At 67.1% G+C, this 14,487-nt stretch carries 15 protein-coding genes; 9 read left to right on the top strand and 6 right to left on the bottom strand.

The window, feature by feature from the left end; translation table 11 throughout:
* Nucleotides 1-11: 11 nt before the first annotated feature.
* The 4 genes from AC1DP9_RS21480 to AC1DP9_RS21465 all read right to left on the bottom strand — a co-directional run bounded on the left by AC1DP9_RS21480 (nt 12) and on the right by AC1DP9_RS21465 (nt 4,017).
* Nucleotides 12-683, bottom strand: coding sequence for a TetR/AcrR family transcriptional regulator (locus AC1DP9_RS21480; protein ID WP_092300696.1), 672 nt, complete (start codon nt 681-683; stop codon nt 12-14).
* On the bottom strand, nt 683-1,375 hold the full coding sequence (gene upp / locus AC1DP9_RS21475; protein WP_092300699.1) for a uracil phosphoribosyltransferase: 693 nt from the start codon (nt 1,373-1,375) through the stop codon (nt 683-685). The genes AC1DP9_RS21480 and upp overlap by 1 nt, the downstream gene beginning before the upstream one ends.
* 102 nt (nt 1,376-1,477) lie before the next feature.
* Complete coding sequence (locus AC1DP9_RS21470; RefSeq protein ID WP_477108425.1) at nt 1,478-2,782, bottom strand: URC4/urg3 family protein; 1,305 nt, start codon at nt 2,780-2,782, stop codon at nt 1,478-1,480.
* Nucleotides 2,779-4,017, bottom strand: a complete 1,239-nt coding sequence (locus AC1DP9_RS21465; RefSeq protein WP_092300705.1) for a GTP cyclohydrolase II — start codon at nt 4,015-4,017, stop codon at nt 2,779-2,781. Before AC1DP9_RS21465 ends, AC1DP9_RS21470 begins: the two co-directional genes overlap by 4 nt.
* 285 nt (nt 4,018-4,302) lie before the next feature.
* Between AC1DP9_RS21465 and AC1DP9_RS21460 the strand changes: the two genes are divergently transcribed.
* Nucleotides 4,303-4,593, top strand: a complete 291-nt coding sequence (locus AC1DP9_RS21460) for a hypothetical protein (RefSeq protein WP_477108424.1) — start codon at nt 4,303-4,305, stop codon at nt 4,591-4,593.
* 25 nt (nt 4,594-4,618) lie between these two features.
* On the opposite strand, the gene AC1DP9_RS21455 is transcribed toward AC1DP9_RS21460, so the two are convergent.
* The gene (locus AC1DP9_RS21455) at nt 4,619-5,713 is read right to left on the bottom strand and encodes an acyltransferase family protein (protein WP_477108423.1); all 1,095 of its coding nucleotides are present in this window, start codon (nt 5,711-5,713) and stop codon (nt 4,619-4,621) included.
* A 435-nt stretch (nt 5,714-6,148) separates the two neighbouring features.
* On the opposite strand from AC1DP9_RS21455, the gene AC1DP9_RS21450 reads away from it, so the two are divergent.
* Both AC1DP9_RS21450 and AC1DP9_RS21445 read left to right on the top strand, forming a co-directional pair.
* A complete protein-coding gene (locus tag AC1DP9_RS21450) occupies nt 6,149-7,060 on the top strand; it encodes an amino acid ABC transporter substrate-binding protein (protein WP_454757777.1) in 912 nt (303 codons plus the stop codon).
* Nucleotides 7,061-7,235: 175 nt separating this feature from the next.
* Complete coding sequence (locus AC1DP9_RS21445; protein WP_092300721.1) at nt 7,236-7,514, top strand: amino acid ABC transporter permease; 279 nt, start codon at nt 7,236-7,238, stop codon at nt 7,512-7,514.
* 86 nt (nt 7,515-7,600) lie between these two features.
* Here AC1DP9_RS21445 and AC1DP9_RS21440 read toward each other — a convergent pair whose 3' ends face one another.
* Nucleotides 7,601-8,536, bottom strand: a complete 936-nt coding sequence (locus tag AC1DP9_RS21440) for a hypothetical protein (RefSeq protein WP_477108422.1) — start codon at nt 8,534-8,536, stop codon at nt 7,601-7,603.
* A 329-nt stretch (nt 8,537-8,865) separates the two neighbouring features.
* Between AC1DP9_RS21440 and AC1DP9_RS21435 the strand changes: the two genes are divergently transcribed.
* From AC1DP9_RS21435 to AC1DP9_RS21410, 6 genes are all read left to right on the top strand, one after another.
* Entirely contained in the window at nt 8,866-10,602 is a 1,737-nt protein-coding gene (locus AC1DP9_RS21435; protein WP_477108421.1) for a glycosyltransferase family 39 protein, read from the top strand.
* Nucleotides 10,599-10,970, top strand: a complete 372-nt coding sequence (locus AC1DP9_RS21430; RefSeq protein WP_092300729.1) for a DMT family transporter — start codon at nt 10,599-10,601, stop codon at nt 10,968-10,970. The genes AC1DP9_RS21435 and AC1DP9_RS21430 overlap by 4 nt, the downstream gene beginning before the upstream one ends.
* A 37-nt stretch (nt 10,971-11,007) precedes the next feature.
* Nucleotides 11,008-12,183 carry a DegT/DnrJ/EryC1/StrS family aminotransferase gene (locus AC1DP9_RS21425; RefSeq protein ID WP_092300732.1) on the top strand — a complete coding sequence of 392 codons (1,176 nt, stop codon included), beginning with the start codon at nt 11,008-11,010 and terminating at the stop codon, nt 12,181-12,183.
* Complete coding sequence (locus tag AC1DP9_RS21420; protein ID WP_477108420.1) at nt 12,162-13,166, top strand: glycosyltransferase; 1,005 nt, start codon at nt 12,162-12,164, stop codon at nt 13,164-13,166. Before AC1DP9_RS21425 ends, AC1DP9_RS21420 begins: the two co-directional genes overlap by 22 nt.
* On the top strand, nt 13,154-14,098 hold the full coding sequence (locus AC1DP9_RS21415; protein ID WP_477108419.1) for a formyltransferase: 945 nt from the start codon (nt 13,154-13,156) through the stop codon (nt 14,096-14,098). The genes AC1DP9_RS21420 and AC1DP9_RS21415 overlap by 13 nt, the downstream gene beginning before the upstream one ends.
* Nucleotides 14,095-14,487, top strand: a 393-nt coding sequence (locus AC1DP9_RS21410; RefSeq protein ID WP_477108418.1) for an NAD-dependent epimerase/dehydratase family protein, incomplete at its 3' end; no start/stop codon positions are given. The genes AC1DP9_RS21415 and AC1DP9_RS21410, both read left to right, overlap by 4 nt.

Here is a 14,487-nt window from a genome sequence, read left to right as displayed (position 1 = left end):
CAGCATCGGCCTCAGGCCATGCCATGCGCGCGGGCGGACGCTGGCTCGAGCCCGCAGCCGCGCAACAGCAAGGCCACCAGATGCTCGGTGGCCTGCTGGAAGTCCTGGGCGTCCAGCCGCTTCACGCCCAGCACGGCACAGATCTGGGTTTCGAAGTCGGCATAGGTCTGCGTGGCGGCCCAGATCGTGAAGAACAGATGCTGCGGGTCCACCGCCGCCATCTGCCCGCCGGCGATCCAGGCGCGGATCACCCCCGACTTGCGCGCCACCAACTCACGAAGTGCCTCACGCAGCACCCCACCGATCTCGGGCGCGCCATGGAGCAGCTCGTTGGCAAACACGCGCGAGGCGTCCGGGTGGCTGGCGGAGAGCCGCATCTTGGCGCGGATGTAATGCTCCAGCGCCACCTCGGGCGGATAGTCGACGCTGATGATGTCGGTCTCGGACAGCCACAGTTGCAGCGTATGGGCCAGCACCGCGCGGTACAGCGCCTGCTTGGTGCGGAAGTAGTAGTGCAGGTTCGACTTCGGCACGCCGGCGCGCAGGGCGATGTCGGCCATCGTCGCCCCGGCGAAACCCGCGCGGGCGAACACGTATTCCGCCGCGCGCAGGATCAGCGCCTCGTTTTCCTGTCGAATGCGGCCCGCCGCTTCGCGGGCGGCGGGCGCGACCAGCGCGTCCATTACTTCGTGCCGTAGAGCCGGTCGCCGGCGTCACCGAGGCCCGGCACGATGTAGCCGTGCTCGTTGAGCTGCTCGTCGATGGCCGCCGTGACGATCGCCACGTCCGGGTGCGCCGCGCGCAGCGCCTGGAGCCCCGGGCGGGAGGCAATCAGGCAGACATACTTCATGGTCGTCACGCCGGCCTCCTTGAGCCGGTTCAGTGCCGCGATGGCGGAGTTGCCCGTGGCCAGCATCGGGTCCACCACGATCACCATGCGCTCGTGGATGTCTTCCGGCATCTTGAAGTAGTACTCGATGGGCTCCAGCGTCTCGGGGTCGCGGTAGAGCCCGATATGGCCGACGCGCGCGGCGGGCAGGAGGTCGAGCATGCCGTCCAGGAAGCCGTTGCCGGCGCGCAGGATCGACACCAGACAGAGCTTCTTGCCCGACAGCACCGGCGACACCATCGGCGCGATCGGCGTCTTGATGGCGATGGTCTCCATCGCCAGGTCGCGCGTGGCCTCGTAGGTCAGCAGCTGGCTGATCTCGCGCACCAGGCGGCGGAAGTTATCGGTAGTCGTTTCCTCGCTGCGCGCGAGCGTGACCTTGTGCTGCACCAGCGGGTGATTGACCACCATCACCATGGCTGACGGCGACGTCTCTGTATCGGCAATGGCTTGCGCGGCCGTAGGCACGGCGGACAGGTCATTCATGGTGCGCTCCTTGGGTCGACTCGCTGGTTTCATCAGGCACGACGGGCCACTGGCCCGCCGCGCCCGGCTGCCTGCAAAAACGTGGGTGGTAAAAGGCTCTCGTCAGAACACCGTGCCGTCGCTCTGGATCGCGAACGGGGGCGTGCCGCCCGGCCTGCGCTGCGCGGCAATGCGCCGGCCCGCGGCCCAGGTGCCGCCCTCCAGCACCCGCGCCAGCGGAAAATCCTCCTGGGTGACGCCCAGCGCCTGCCGCACCCCTTCGGCCACGAGGTCGAGCCCGGTCACGGTCAGCGCACGCCATTCCACGATCACCGGCTCATCCACCGTGTGCGTGCCCGCCGCGAAATCGGGGTTGCGCGGCACCATCAGCTCGAAATCGAACAGCAGGCCGCCGTTGCGGTACTCGGGCAGGCCGGTCAGGGCGTCCAGCCCGGTGACGGTGAGGCCGGCGTCCTCAAGCGGCTCCAGCAGCGAATAGGTCAGCCACTGGGTGAGCTTGTGAAACGGCACCAGCCCGTCGGGCGCGGCTTCATGGTGCCAGCAGTCGCCCAGCGAGATGCCATCGAGCTGCACGCGGCCCGGCCAGACCGGCCCGAGCGCCACCAGCAGCGTGCGCAGCACGAAGCTGGCCTCGATGCGGCCATCGACGGCATGTTTGGCGAAGTAGTCGTACAGATTGCCGAGCCGGGCCGGCGTGCCGAAGACGGCCGGGGTGGCTTGCACCACCTCCCCCAGCCGGCGCAGCAGGCCGGCGCGGCCTTCCAGCCCCACCAGCGGGTTGTGCGCGGCCACCTGGAAAGCGGTGGCGATGGTCGAGGCGTCCATGCGCGCCAGCCGCTCGCCATCGGCACGCAAGGGGTCGCCATGCTCGGCGGAGAAGCCGCCGCGCGCGAAGAGATCGAAGCTGGCCACGCCGAGCCCCTCGGAGCGGGTCAGCATCAGGTCGCTGGCCGGATCGCGGTAGCGCCAGTCAGGGCCGGCACCGGCATCGAGCAGCACGCTCGGGATGACCAGGTCGATGCCGATGCGCGCGCGTTCCTCGCAATGATCGGCGCCGGACATGCCCGCCCGCTCGCACAGGATCTGCCAGCGGTCGAGCTTTTCCTCGCCCGGACCGCCGCTCTCGAAATGGCGCCAGCGGCTGTGATACGGCACCTTGAGGTCGCGGTAGCGGCGCCGGATGGTGGCCGCCACGTAGTCCGCCACGGCGTGCACCCGGTCTGGATGCCAAGTAAAGAGCGCAGACTCGCCCGCCGCCACGTATTCCGTCACGATGGCGCACCGGCTGCGCACAGCCTCCGCGCTCAACAGCGCCGAGGCGGGATGGTCCGGCGGCACCGGGGTGTGCCAGCCGCTGCCATCGCCATCGATCCGTGCGTCCTGCCCTCCTTCGGGATGCTGGTTCATTCGTTCAACCCCCTGCCCTTTGCCAGGGCGAGTTCGTCGGCGTCCGGCGGCGTGTACCGCGTGAAGTACCCCGCCGCCACCTTTGCATCGATTTCCACGCGCGCGTCGGCCGGGATCAGCGCCTCGGGAATGGCCACCTGCTCCACCACCTCGATGCCCTGCGCGGTCAGCGCGCCATGTTTCATATTGCTCATGGACGCCCAGCGGTCGATCCGCCGGATGCCCAGCCAGTGGAAGACGTCGGGCATCAGTTCCTGGAACCGCATGTCCTGCACGCCCGCCACGCATTCGGTCCGCGCGAAGTAGGTTTCGGCGCGGTCGCCGCCCACCTGGCGCTTGCGCGCGTTGTAGACCAGGAACTTGGTCACCTCGCCCAACGCGCGGCCCTCCTTTCGGTTATAGACCACCAGGCCTACGCCGCCCTGCTGCGCCATCTCGATACAGACCTCGATGCCGTGCGCCAGATAGGGCCGGCACGTGCAGATGTCGGAGCCGAACACATCCGAGCCATTGCATTCGTCGTGCACGCGGCAGGCCACGCGGGTCTCCGGCTGGCCCAGCTTGGCCACATCGCCGAAGAAATAGAGCGTCATGCCACCGATGGGGGGGAGGAAGACCTTGAGGTCAGGCCGCGTGACGAGTTCCGGGAACATGCCGCCGGTCTGCTCGAACAGGCTGCGCCGCAGGATGCTTTCCTTGATATTGAAGCGCCGCGCCAGGCCCGGCAGGTACCAGACCGGGTCCACGGCGGCCTTGGTCACGCGCACATCGCCATTGGGATAGAGGATCTCGCCATCGGGCACCAGCCGGCCAGCGGCGATGGCCGCCGTCAGCTCCGGCATATTGATATGGGCGCGCGTGACGGCGATGGTCGGGCGGATGTCCACGCCGGCGGCGATGCGGTCTGCGAAGACGGTGGAAACGAGGTGGCCCCAGGGGTCCAGCGAGACGATCTTGTCCGGATCGCCCCACTGGGCATGGGGCCCGATGGACTCGGCCGGCGCCGTGTCGGTCAAATCCGGCCGATGCGCGCGCTGCAGGCTGCCCGAGGCCACCGCCAGCGCGCGATAGATCGCATAGGCCCCGGCGTGGGTGCCGATCACGTTGCGGCGCGTGAGGTCCGTGAGGCTGGCGATGACCGGTCCCCGCTCGGCCGCCGTGGGGGCGCCCCAGTGGATCGGCTCGGCCGGCTTGTCGCGGCGCGCGTGCGAGGTCAGGACGATGTGATCGGACATGACAGCCTCTTCCCCGGATGCCCCGGTATCTGGAATCCTGACCAAATGGTCAGGTTTGTATCTCCATACTAGGCAACGTTCGTGCCATCGCCCAAGTGGGGTTGTTACGGTAGGTGTTGCGCCGAACGCACCGTGGCAGTGCGTTGCCCGCGCCAAGGCGAGGCGGTGGGCACCATCAGGGCGATGGGGTCAATTTAGGATTTCGGCTATGTCGAGGTCGACAGGCATTTTCCATACTGGCTGCATCGCGCCCCAGACGGGGCCAGCCACAGCATGGAGAACATCATGAAATTACTATCCGCCTTAGCGGCAGTCGCCGCATCCCTCAGCGTGTTGGCGCCTGTGGCGGCGCATGCGGCATCGGCTAGCCCGCTGCCTGCGTCCTGCGTGACGGTGCCGGCGCAGGCCGGCGAGGCCCAGCGCGCACCCGGGCCGCGCGTGCGGTGTGTGCTGCCGTCCGGCAAGGTGTCGGGCATGGTGCCCGTGGGAGGGATGTCGCACGGGGCGCCCGCGGACTGGCGCCGGGTCATCGAGGACCCGGCCGCCCGCAAGGCGCTGGTGCCGACATACAGCTGAGAGCGCTAAGGCGCTAAGGCCCGCATCAGGCCTCGGAAGTGACCGACTTTTCACGCGCCGGCCAGATCGCCTCGCGCAACACATGGAGGACATCGACCGATTCCACATAGCGATGGAACACCGCCCCGGCCAGATTGCTGGCGACCCAGGCGGCCCCCATGCCCAGTGCGTTGAGCACGGGCTGCCCCGGCGCCAGGTGCGAGACCGCCGCATTGACTACCAGGCAAACCGGAAAGTGGACCAGGAAGACCGAATAGGAAATCTTGCCGAAATAGGCCGAGAGATCCGCCAGACGGCCGCCGGGCCAGCGCTCCAGCCAGTCCCCGCGCCGGGAGATGGCCAGCAGCAGCGCCGTGGCCAGCGCCACCGCGATGCGCAGCCGGAAGTCCACCACCAGCGCCGCCACGCCCAGCGAGGCCAGCAGGATCAGCGCCATCGGCGAGCGCCCCGGGTTCGACACCCAGTACGCCAGCGTGCCCATGCCATAGGCACCAAAGAAATAGATCGCCCAGATATCCCAGCTGGCGTCGCGGTTGAACCAGAACAGCGACGCCACGGCCAGCGCACCCACCAGCGCCATGCCCCACGGCAGGCGCCGACGCGGCGCCGCGCGCGCCACCCACAGCACCATCACGAGCAAGGCGAACAGTTGCAGGTCGATGGCGATATACCAGACGCCGGCGGACAGCGCGTCCACATCGAGAATGTTGTGCAGCAGCAGCAGATGCGCGACGAACTGCGCCAAGTGCGGGGCGGCCGGAATGGAGTCATGCGTCATCCAGGTGCGCGCCAGCGCAGCCCCGGCAATCGCCACGAGAATGGCAACGGCAAACGGCACCACCAGCTTCTGATAACGGCGCCAGATGGTCCCCAGCGGATTCGCGGCCGTCAGAATCCCGCCCGGCGCCAGGCTGCGCGCGGCCAGGAAACCACTGACAACAAGAAAGACCTGCACGGCAATGCGCGCATAGTCGGCCAGCCAGCCAATCAGCCCCGGGGCAAGGGCGTGCGCGGCATCGGACATCGGCCCGTAGAAGGCCAGATGGTGCAACACGATCAGCTGTGAGCTGACCGCCTTCAGCGCGTCAATGCACGCCAAACGAGAAGGACGGGTGCCCATTTGTTATGAGAACGATACAAAGGTGCGGGATTGTACCTTGTTGGTGCAGGGACGGATGGGGGTCAAACGTTACGGGTGTAACAAGGTTAGCGCGTGGACCGCGCCGCACGAATATCCATTTGGCTCGGAAGGCCCGGCGGCTTCGATGTGGGCTTATCAATCACAGCAAAACTATCTGGTCGCGTGCGCCGCGGCATGGACCGCCAGCACCCTCGCCCTCTGGTCCCTGCTGGCCAGGCGCACCCGCATGCGGACCCGCGTCCTGTGTGCGCTCCCGTTTGCGGTGGTCTGGGCGTTGATGGCCTGCGACAGCTCCCGGCTGACGTAGCGCGGCCCATTCCCCAAAACCGGGCATTTGCTTATGACGAGAATATCCTTCCTGCGCCGCAGGCCCGGGGTATACCCTTGCCGCTTTCGTCAGCACCCTCGGATCCCATGTCGCCGTTTGCCTCGTTTTCGTCCCTGCAACGCCTGATTGCCGCTGCTGCCCTGCTCGCCGGGGTAGTGGCGCCTGCTGTCGCCCATGCCGATAGCCCGGTTCTCAACAAGATTCGCGAGACGGGCACGATTACGCTCGGCTATCGGGAATCGGCGTTGCCGTTCTCGTTTGCCGACGACAAGGGCCAGCCGGCCGGGTATGCGGTGGATCTCTGCCTGCGTGCCGCCGAGGCCGCCCGCGTCAAGGCCGGGTTGAAGGAGATCAAGGTGCGCTGGCTACCGCTGACGCCGCAGAACCGCATTCCGGCCGTCGTCAATGGGCTGGTCGACCTCGATTGCGCGCCCAATACCAATACGCTGGAGCGCCAGAAGCAGGTGGCGTTCAGCGTTTCGCACTATGTATCCACGGTGCGGATGCTGGTACGGGCCGATTCGGGTATCAAGTCGCTCGAGGATCTGCGTGGCAAGACCGTGGTGACCAGCGCCGGCTCCACCGGCGACCGCCACGTGCGACGCCTGAAGGCCGACTATGGCTATCGGGACGTCTACGCCAAGGATCATGGCGAGTCGTTCCTGCTGCTGGAGACGGGCCGCGCCCAGGCCTTCGTCATGGACGATGTGCTGCTGGCCGGGCTGCGCGCCAAGTCGAAGGATCCGTCGCAGTTCGTGATTGTCGGCCCGGCGCTGTCGGTGGAGCAGAACGCGCTGATGATGTCCAAGGCGGACCCGGAGTGGAAGCGGCTGGTCGATCAGGCGCTGGCGGGCACCTTCGCCACGCCGGACGTGGTCGCGCTGCAAAAGCGCTGGTTCCAGCAGCCGATTGGCACGCGTGGCACCAACCTCGCGCTGGCGCCCTCCGCCGAGGTCACACAGGCCTGGAAGCACCCCTCTGACGCCGTGACCGAATAAGCACTTTTCGGCATCCATCTCGGGGCGGCACCGCGCTGCCGCCCCCGGAAAACCCCTGAGTTGACGGCTTCACCGGCCTTGGACACACTGGCCCGAGCGGGCTGACATGCTGTTTACTGGCCGGTAAGCCCGCACAACGCGAACCGCCGGAAGGCGGCACCACTCAGGAGATCCCATGAACAAGATCATCGCCACCGCAGTTGCGCTGGGCCTTGCTACCGCCTCCGTGGCGGCCATCGCACAGGACAAGAAGCAGTTCGACCCGTACTCGCAAGGCGCGAAGTCCGGCGAGAAATTCGACACCTACAGCCAGGGTGCGAAGTCCGGCGACAAGTTCGACCCGTACAGCCAGGGCGCGAACAAGAGCACCCGTGCGGATCTGGTGGATCAGTCGGGCCAGCCGAAGAAGGACAAGACCAAGAAGACCACCAAGAAGCCCACGCAGGGCAACTGATTGGCCGCTGGCCGGTCACGGATCTTCCCGTGCGGAAACAGACCCCCCAAGACATTGGGGGGTTTTTTATTGGCCGGATGCGGGTGTCAGCGCTCCGCCGGGGCCTCGGGGTCCAGCATTTCCAGCCCGGTCACGTCCACGCGCTGGACCTTGTTGTTCTGGCGGACTTCGGTGCGCAGCACGAAGGCCTCCATCGGGCAGTACCAGTCGGTGACGTGCAGCACGCTCGGCTCCAGCTGCAGGATCTCGTCGCCCACCATCAACGGGCCCAGCGAGGTGCGCTTCTCATAAGTGATGGGCATGCACTCCTTGCGTCCCATCACGGTATTGATCATCTGGCGTCGCCCCACCATGCGGGAGCCGACGATGATCGACGCATGCAGGGCCTGCATCGTGCCCACCACCTCGTCGGCGCCGAGCGGATAGATCTTCAGCGAGACGCTCGACTGGAAGGTCTCGCCCTCGAGCATCGCCCCCTCCTTGATCTCCACGCCGGCATAGTTGAAAACGCCGCTACCCGTAAACGACGCCTCGCCGAACATCCGCGCATATCGGGCCCGGGCGTTGATCACCGCGTTGCGGCTGTCGATGCGCGTGCGCATGGTCGCGCTGCTGCGGTCGATATTGATCTCGTGCACCTGGTCCATCACCACCGGGGGGCCCATCAGCGCCGACAGCGCCGACTTGGAGCGCACTTCGAGCTGGGCGCTGCAGCCGCGCGCCGTGCGCATCACCTCGCGCAGCGTCATGGTGATCGACATCGGCATCTCGCCGTCGCCTTCCATCTGCACGCGGGAGCCGGAGCGGAACCACGGGGCGTCGCACAAGGCTGCACCGGCCGGCATGGGCACGGGGGACATGCCGGCCACGGGCGCGGCGTCGGCGGCCGGGGCGGCCGGGGCGGCCGGGGCGGTCTGAGCAATCTGGGCGATTTCGGCAGTCGGCTCCGATGCCTGTGAATGTGCTCCATTCGCCACTGTGAGCAGGCTGAAACAGAGACCGGACATCAGGGCCGTTTTCATCGTAGTTTCCTGAGGATTCGACAAACCGGCCTGCCGGGACTGATCGTGGCGCGGTGCAGCCGCCAGTATTACGCGAATCCGGCACATGGGGAATCCTGGCCGGCGGCGGCACCGGCGCGTCGTGCTAACATTGCGCGCCAATTTGGCGACCGGACGGGGGAGCAAATCGGCCATGGCCGGTCGTTCCAGGGGAACCCCTGCCCTTCCGCGAGGTTCTCACCGCGGCGGGGAATGCGTGTCCACCGAATCCGGCCCTGCGGCGTTGTGTGGTGTCTGCTGCACAACCGGGGCCACATCGCTTCCGGTTCGCCGGCCATTTCAGGAGAGTTATGCGTAGTTCCACGCCCTCGCGCTATGCCGGGCTACCCGTCGGCATGATTGCCCTGGTCGTCATCGCAATCCTGCTGGTCTGGTTCGGCACGCTCGACTTCCGGCACCTGCTGAAGCCGGACGAAGGCCGCTACGCGGAAATCTCGCGCGAGATGTTCGCCAGCGGCGACTGGGTGACCATCCACTACAACGCCCTGAAGTACTTCGAGAAGCCCCCGTTCCATATGTGGGTCACCACGCTGGCCTACGAGGCTTTCGGCGTGGGCGACTGGCAGGCGCGGCTGTGCGTGGCGCTCTCGGGCATCCTCGGGCTGGGCGTCACGGTGCTCGCCGCCACGCGCTGGTTCGGCGCGCGTGCCGGCCTGCTGGCCGGGCTGGCCCTGCTGGCGGCGCCGATGTGGAGCATCGCCGGCCACTTCAACGCCCTCGACATGACGCTGTCCGGCGCGCTCGCGTGCGTGCTGGCCTGCATGATGCTTGCCCAGCATCCGGACGCCACGCCCGCCGCCCGGCGCGGCTGGATGCTGGCCTGCTGGGTCGCCATGGGCGTCGCCATCCTGACCAAGGGTTTGGTCGGCATCGCGCTGCCGGGCCTGGTCCTCGTGGTTTACTCGCTGATCACGCGCGATCTGGCGCTGTGGCGGCGCCTGCATCTGGTGTCCGGCATCGTCGTCATGCTGGTCGTCACGGTGCCGTGGTTCTGGCTGATTTCCTCGCGCAACCCCGAATTCCCCCATTTCTTCTTTATCCACGAGCACTGGGACCGCTATACGTCCACCGTGCATGCGCGCAAGGGCACGCCGTTCTACTTCGTGCCGCTGCTGCTGCTGGGCTTCCTGCCGTGGCTGGGCCTGACGCCGCGCATGTGGACCGCCGTGCGCGAGCGCGCCGGGGCCGCGCGCGGGGCCGGCGGCAAGCCGTTCCAGCCCGCGCTGATGGCACTGATCTGGGCCGTGGCGATTTTCGTCTTCTTCAGCATGTCCGGCTCCAAGCTGCCCGGTTACATCGTGCCGATCTTCCCCGCGCTGGCGATGCTGGCCGGCGTGGCGCTGGACGACATCACCGAGCGCTCCTGGCAACGCCAGGTCAACGCGCTGATGGCGCTGGCCGTGGTGGGCCTGCTGGCCACGCCGTATGTGGCCACGCTGCATCGCCCGTCCAATCCAAACGAGGTCTTCCGCACGTTTGCCGTGTACACGGGCGTCGCGTTTGCCGTACTCTTGGGCGGCACGATACTGGCGCGCAAGCTGTTGCAGTCAAGGGGCCTGTTCCCCAGCATCACGGCGTGTGCGCTGGCGATGTTCCTGACCTGCACCATCGGCCTGATGGGCCATGAAGTGATGGGCCGGCGGGCGTCCGGCGTGGATCTGGTGCCCGCCATCCGTGCCGTGCTGAAAGACGATATGCCCCTGTACGGCGTGCGGGTACTCGACCATACCCTGCCGTTCTACCTGGGACATCCGCTGACGATGGTGGAGGAGCCCGATGAGCTTGAATTTGGCGTGCAGCAGGCCCCGGACCAGTGGATTCCCACACTGGACCAGTTCATCGCGCGCTGGCGCGACGGCCAGCCCGCGCTGGGCATCATGGACCCGAGCCTCTACGACGAGCTGTCGGCACGGCAGGTCCCGATGCATGTGGTGGCGCGCGATAGCCGGCGCGTCGTGGTCAGCAACTTTCCGCCGTCCGGTGCCCCGGCACCGGCAGGCACTCCGGAACCCAAGCCCGCGTCATGACGCTTTCGACTTTCGCTTTCATCCTGACCGGCGTGATGCTCAACGCCGCCGCGCAGTTGCTGCTCAAGGCCGGCACCAATGCCGTGGGCGCCATCACGCTGGACCGCGCCACGCTGTTCACCACCGCGTTCCGCGTGCTGACGCAATGGCCGGTGATCGGCGGCCTGACGCTGTACGTGGTCAGCGTGGCGGTGTGGATCGTCGGGCTGTCGCGCGTGGACGTGTCCATCGCCTACCCCATGCTGTCGCTGGGCTACGTGGTCAACGCCCTGGCGGCGTGGTGGCTGTTCGGCGAGATGATTGGTCCCTTGCGCGTAGCCGGCATCCTGCTGATACTGGCCGGAGTCTTCCTGATTGCACGATCCTGAGCGTACGCGCCTGAGCCCCCGTGCCCCACAAAGAACCATGACCGTTACCGCAGCCCAGCCCTTCCTGCCGTTCGTGCGGCCCGAGATCGACACCGAGACCATTGCCGAGGTTGGCAAGGTGCTTGCTTCCGGATGGATCACTTCCGGCCCGAAGATGCAGGCGTTTGAAGCGGCGCTGTCCGATGTGTTCGGCGGCCGGCCGGTGCGGACGTTCGCCAACGGCTCCGCCACGATGGAGATCGCGCTGCGCGTGGCCAATATCGGCCCGGGCGACGAAGTCATCACCACGCCGATCACCTGGGTGGCCACGGCCAACGTGGTCCTCGCCGTGGGCGCCCGCCCGGTGTTCGTCGATATCGACCCGCGCACCCGCAACCTTGACCTGGACGCCGTCGAGGCCGCCATCACGCCGCGCACGCGGGCGATCATGCCGGTCTACCTGTCCGGCCTGCCCGTGGACATGGACCGGCTCTACGCCATCGCGGACAAGCACCAGCTGCGCGTGATCGAGGACGCCGCCCAGGCCATCGATTCCCGCTGGCGCGGCCAGCGCATCGGCGCGTTCGGCGACCTGGCCAGCTTCAGCTTCCAGGCGAACAAGAACATCACCACCATCGAAGGCGGCTGCCTCGTGCTGAACTCGCCCGAGGAAGCCCTGCGTGCCGAGCGCCTGCGCCTGCAAGGCGTGATCCGCACCGGCATGGACGGCATGGACGTGGAAGAACCCGGCGGCAAGTTCAACCTGACCGACGTCAACGCCGCCATCGGGCTGGCGCAGCTGCCGAAGCTGGACGCCATCACCGCCAAGCGCGCCGCGCTGGCCGAGACCTACTTCCGCTGCGCCGCCGACACGGGGCTGGCCGATCTCGGCATCGAGCTGCCGCTGCCGCTGGACCCCGCCGGCGCCACCACCAACTGGCACATGTTCCAGGTGGTGCTGCCCACGGACCGCCTGCGCGGCGGCCCGGCGGAAGCGCGCCGCCACGTGATGGAGGCGCTGCGCGAGCAAGGCATCGGCACGGGTGTCCACTATCCGCCCATCCACCTGTTTACCCACTACCGCTCACTCGGCTGGCGCGAAGGCATGCTGCCCCACGCCGAGCGCATCGGACGCGGCATCGTCACGCTGCCGCTGTTTCCTGCCATGCATGCCACCGACGTGGAGCGGGTATGCGCAACTCTCAGCGAAACATGCAAACGCCTTTCTCTCTAAGCCCCGTCGAGGTCTCGGTCGTCGTCCCCGTCTACAACGAGGAGGACGGCCTGCAGGCGCTGTTCGATCGCCTTTATCCGGCGATGGACGCCATGGGCGAGTCGTACGAGCTGATCTTCATCAATGACGGCAGCCATGACCGCTCCCCGCAGATCCTGGCGGCGCAGTTCCACAAGCGTCCGGACGTCACGCGCGTGGTGCTGTTCAACGGCAACTTTGGCCAGCACATGGCCATCCTGGCCGGGTTCGAGCACACGCGCGGGCGCATCGTCATCACGCTGGACGCGGACCTGCAGAACCCGCCCGAGGAAATCCCGCGCCTGGTGGCCGCCATGCGCGAGGGCCATGACTACGTGGGCACGATTCGCCGCCAGCGCAACGACACGGCGTTCCGGCGCTATGCGTCGCGCGCGATGAACCAGCTGCGCGAGCGCATCACCAAGATCAAGATGACGGACCAGGGCTGCATGCTGCGCGCCTATGACCGCAACATCATCGACACGATCAACGCCTGCCGCGAGGTGAACACCTTCATCCCGGCGCTGGCGTACACGTTCTCGTCCAATCCGGTCGAGATCGAGGTCGGCCACGAGCAGCGTTTCGCGGGGGAGTCGAAGTATTCGCTCTACCAGCTGATCCGCCTCAACTTCGACCTCGTTACCGGCTTCTCGATCGTGCCGCTGCAGTGGTTCTCGGCGATTGGCACGCTGCTGTCGATCTCCTCGGCGGGCCTGTTCGTCGTGCTGCTGATTCGGCGCTTCCTGCTCGGCTCGGAAGTGCAGGGGGTGTTCACCCTGTTCGCCCTGAACTTCTTCCTGGTCGGCATCATGCTGTTCGGCATCGGCCTGCTTGGCGAATACGTGGGCCGGATCTACCAGGAAGTGCGCGACCGCCCGCGCTACCGCATCCAGGCCGTGCTCGAGCGTGACCCGCTCCGGACGCCGGCGGACCAGACCGCCGTGGAGGAATCGTGCGCGCGGTAGTCTTCGCCTACCACAACGTTGGCGACCGCTGCCTGCGCGTGCTGCACGCGCGGGGCGTGGACGTGGCGTTGGTGATCACCCATCGTGACCGGCCCGACGAGAACATCTGGTTCCGCCGCGTGGCCGATACCGCCGTGGAGCTGGGCATCCCCTTCCTGCACGGCGAAGATCCGACCGACCCGGCACTGGCCGAGGCCGTGCGCGCCGCCCGGCCCGATGTCATCTTCTCGTTCTACTACCGGGCGATGATTCCGGCCGAGGTGCTGGCCATCGCGCCGCAGGGCGCATTCAACATGCATGGCTCGCTGCTGCCGAAGTATCGCGGCCGCGTGCCGGTGAACTGGGCGGTGATCCACGGCGAGACCGAGACCGGCGCCACGCTGCACGCGATGGAAGCCAAGCCGGACGCCGGCTATATCGTCGACCAGACCGCCGTGCCGATCCTGCCCGACGACACCGCCGGCGAGGTCTTCGAGAAAGTCACCGTCGCCGCCGAGCAGACGCTCTGGCGCGCCCTGCCGGCCATGATGAGCGGCCATACGCCCAAGCGTCCCAATCGGCTGGCCGATGGCAGCTACTTCTCGGGCCGCAAGCCCGAGGACGGTCGCATCGACTGGCACCAGCCGGCCTCCGCCGTCTACAACCTGATTCGCGCGGTGGCGCCGCCCTACCCGGGCGCGTTCACCGAGCTGGACGGCCATCGCCTGATCGTGGCCGCCGCGCGCCGTATCCCTGCCCTGCCATCGGTCCCGCTGCAGCCCCAGGGGCTGCGCGTGATCGATGACCGCATCGTCGCCGTCTGCGGCGACGGCGGCATGCTGCATATCCGTACGCTGCTGGAAGGCGCCTCCGCCGATCACGCCGCGCCGGTTACCGTTTCTGCCCTTCAATCCATCATCGCAACTGCACAGTCCAGAGAGGAAAACCGATGAAAAAGGTCCTGATTCTTGGTGTCAACGGCTTCATCGGCCATCACCTCACGCGCCGCATCCTCGAGACCACCAACTGGGAGGTCTACGGCATGGACATGGCCTCCGACCGCCTCGGCGACCTGGTGAGCCATCCGCGCATGCACTTCTTCGAAGGTGACATCACCATCAACAAGGAGTGGATCGAGTACAACATCCGCAAGTGCGACGTGGTGCTGCCGCTGGTGGCCATCGCCACCCCGGCCACCTACGTGCGTCACCCGCTGCGCGTGTTCGAGCTCGATTTCGAAGCCAACCTGCCGATGGTCCGCGCGGCCGTGAAGTACAAGAAGCACCTGGTGTTCCCGTCGACCTCCGAGGTCTACGGCATGTGCGCCGACGATGAGTTCGAC

It is taken from the genome of Cupriavidus sp. 01L43 (assembly GCF_056399925.1).
Note: the sequence above shows the minus strand (reverse complement) of the source record. Positions and strands in the feature narration are given on the sequence as shown.

Excerpts from the sequence above, each read along its gene's own strand:
- AC1DP9_RS21450 (WP_454757777.1), top strand. The coding sequence starts at position 6,149 with ATGTCGCCGTTTGCCTCGTTTTCGTCCCTGCAACGCCTGATTGCCGCT.
- AC1DP9_RS21465 (WP_092300705.1), bottom strand. The coding sequence starts at position 4,017 with ATGTCCGATCACATCGTCCTGACCTCGCACGCGCGCCGCGACAAGCCG.
- AC1DP9_RS21460 (WP_477108424.1), top strand. The coding sequence starts at position 4,303 with ATGAAATTACTATCCGCCTTAGCGGCAGTCGCCGCATCCCTCAGCGTG.
- AC1DP9_RS21420 (WP_477108420.1), top strand. The coding sequence starts at position 12,162 with ATGCAAACGCCTTTCTCTCTAAGCCCCGTCGAGGTCTCGGTCGTCGTC.
- upp (WP_092300699.1), bottom strand. The coding sequence starts at position 1,375 with ATGAATGACCTGTCCGCCGTGCCTACGGCCGCGCAAGCCATTGCCGAT.
- AC1DP9_RS21430 (WP_092300729.1), top strand. The coding sequence starts at position 10,599 with ATGACGCTTTCGACTTTCGCTTTCATCCTGACCGGCGTGATGCTCAAC.
- AC1DP9_RS21445 (WP_092300721.1), top strand. The coding sequence starts at position 7,236 with ATGAACAAGATCATCGCCACCGCAGTTGCGCTGGGCCTTGCTACCGCC.
- AC1DP9_RS21440 (WP_477108422.1), bottom strand. The coding sequence starts at position 8,536 with ATGAAAACGGCCCTGATGTCCGGTCTCTGTTTCAGCCTGCTCACAGTG.
- AC1DP9_RS21435 (WP_477108421.1), top strand. The coding sequence starts at position 8,866 with ATGCGTAGTTCCACGCCCTCGCGCTATGCCGGGCTACCCGTCGGCATG.
- AC1DP9_RS21455 (WP_477108423.1), bottom strand. The coding sequence starts at position 5,713 with ATGGGCACCCGTCCTTCTCGTTTGGCGTGCATTGACGCGCTGAAGGCG.
- AC1DP9_RS21480 (WP_092300696.1), bottom strand. The coding sequence starts at position 683 with ATGGACGCGCTGGTCGCGCCCGCCGCCCGCGAAGCGGCGGGCCGCATT.
- AC1DP9_RS21425 (WP_092300732.1), top strand. The coding sequence starts at position 11,008 with ATGACCGTTACCGCAGCCCAGCCCTTCCTGCCGTTCGTGCGGCCCGAG.
- AC1DP9_RS21470 (WP_477108425.1), bottom strand. The coding sequence starts at position 2,782 with ATGAACCAGCATCCCGAAGGAGGGCAGGACGCACGGATCGATGGCGAT.